The 1,883-nt window shown below is 77.2% G+C and carries 4 protein-coding genes; 3 read left to right on the forward strand and 1 reads right to left on the reverse strand.

From position 1 onward, the window contains the following. From WCS02_RS20010 to aat, 3 genes are all read left to right on the forward strand, one after another. The coding region (locus WCS02_RS20010) for a glycerate kinase (protein WP_340296051.1) at positions 1–438 on the forward strand (438 nt) is incomplete at its 5' end. A gap of 104 nt (positions 439–542) precedes the next feature. Further along, on the forward strand, positions 543–935 hold the full coding sequence (erpA, locus tag WCS02_RS20015) for an iron-sulfur cluster insertion protein ErpA (protein WP_340296052.1): 393 nt from the start codon (positions 543–545) through the stop codon (positions 933–935). Continuing rightward, positions 919–1,683, forward strand: coding sequence for a leucyl/phenylalanyl-tRNA--protein transferase (gene aat, locus WCS02_RS20020; protein ID WP_340296053.1), 765 nt, complete (start codon positions 919–921; stop codon positions 1,681–1,683). Before erpA ends, aat begins: the two co-directional genes overlap by 17 nt. A 2-nt stretch (positions 1,684–1,685) precedes the next feature. On the opposite strand, the gene WCS02_RS20025 is transcribed toward aat, so the two are convergent. Continuing rightward, positions 1,686–1,883 (reverse strand): sulfurtransferase TusA family protein (locus tag WCS02_RS20025; protein ID WP_340296055.1); only part of this gene is annotated, 198 nt, incomplete at its 5' end.

Below are 1,883 nucleotides of genomic sequence, written 5' to 3' on the forward strand. Positions count from 1 at the left end.
GCGGGCGACGCCGGGGCCCCCGACCCGGGCAGGCTCGTCGCCCTGCCCGGCGCCGGCGCCGCAGGCGGCCTGGGGTTCGCCCTGCTGGCCCTCGGCGCGCGCCGCCTTCCGGGCGTCCAGGCCGTCGCCGACGCCGTGGGCCTGGCCGGGAGGCTGGACGGGGCGGACCTCCTGCTCACCGGTGAGGGCTCGTTCGACTGGCAGAGCCTGCGGGGCAAGGTCGTCGCCGGGGTGGCGCACGTCGCCCAGGCCGTCGCGGTCCCCGTGGTCGTCGTCGCGGGGCAGGTCGCCGTGGGCCGCCGGGAGCTCGCGGTCGCCGGGGTCGAGGCGGCCTACGCGGTGGCCACCGGCGAGCAGGAGGTCGCCGAGTCCCTGGCCGCCCCCGCCCGCACGCTCGCGGCGCGGACCGCCCGGGTCGCCCGCACCTGGCACCGCTGAGGCCCGGCGGCCGGGGAATCATGCGCGGCGACGTAGCATTGACGGGTACGGGAGCGGGCACCACCCGCTCCGGACCAGTGCCCCCGGCGATCCAGGAGCCGCACATGACCGACACCACCACGACCTCCGCGACCACCAGCGTCGGCACGACGGCCGAGACCGCCAAGGCCCCGCACGAGGTGACGCTCACCAGCGTCGCCGCCGACAAGGTCAAGGGCCTGCTCGCCCAGGAGGGCCGCGACGACCTGCGCCTGCGCCTGGCCGTCCAGCCCGGCGGCTGCTCCGGCCTCATCTACCAGCTGTACTTCGACGACCGGACCATGGACGGCGACGCCGTCCGCGAGTTCGAGGGCGTCGAGCTGGTCGTGGACCGGATGAGCGTCCCCTACCTCGCCGGTGCGACCGTCGACTTCGCCGACACCATCGAGAAGCAGGGCTTCCAGATCGACAACCCCAACGCGCAGGGCTCCTGCGCGTGCGGTGACTCCTTCCACTGAGCCCGCCCCCCGGCGACGGGGCGCGGCAGGTCCCTCCACGGGGCCGGCCGGCCCGGTCGCCGACCAGCTCCGACGAGCACTGCAGCGCGCCCCCGACGGCCAGGACCTGGTCTGCGTCGGGGGCGCGCTGTCGTCGGGGCTGCTGCTCGAGGGCTACCGGACCGGGCTGTTCGCCATGGAGGTCCGTGTCCGCCGCCGGGACGTGCTCGGCTGGTTCTCCCCCGACCCCCGCGGCGTCCTCGAGCCGGACCGGGTCCACCAGTCCCGCACCGACCGCCGCCTGTCCCGCCGCTTCGAGACCCGGGTGGACACCGCCTTCGACGACGTGGTCGCCGGCTGCGCCGACCCGTCCCGGGAGGGCGCGTGGATCGACGACGCCTACGCCCGCACGTACGCCGAGCTGCACCGGGCCGGGCACGCCCACTCGGTGGAGACCTGGGCCGACGGCCGGCTCGTCGGCGGCCTGTTCGGCGTCGTCGTCGGCGGGCTGTTCGCCGCGGAGTCCAAGTTCCACGTCGAGACCGGAGCGTCCAAGGCGGCCGTCGTGGCGCTCGCCCGGATGCTCGCCGCGGAGACGACGGGGCCGCGGCTGGTCGACGTGCAGTGGTCCACGCCGCACCTGGCGAGCCTGGGCGTGGGGGAGCTCACCCGCCCCGCGTACCTGGAGCGGCTGGCCACGCTCGTCGACGTCCCGCCGCCCGCCTGCTTCGACCCGGCCCTGCGCGCCGCGGCGGACGGGACCCGCTGACCTCAGCCGGTGCGGACGGTGGCCGACCAGCCGTCGCCGGTCCGCTCGAGCGCCACGACGGCGTGCCCGCGCATGCCGGCCCAGGCGGGGACGTCGTGCTCGACGGCCGGGTCGGTCGCCAGCACCGTCGCCAGGGACCCGGGGGGCAGGCCCGCCACGGCGCGCGCCAGCCGCAGCACGGGGACGGGGCAGCGGGTGCC

It is taken from the genome of Aquipuribacter hungaricus, assembly GCF_037860755.1.
Classification (GTDB): domain Bacteria; phylum Actinomycetota; class Actinomycetes; order Actinomycetales; family JBBAYJ01; genus Aquipuribacter; species Aquipuribacter hungaricus.

Excerpts from the sequence above, each read along its gene's own strand:
- erpA (WP_340296052.1), top strand. The coding sequence starts at position 543 with ATGACCGACACCACCACGACCTCCGCGACCACCAGCGTCGGCACGACG.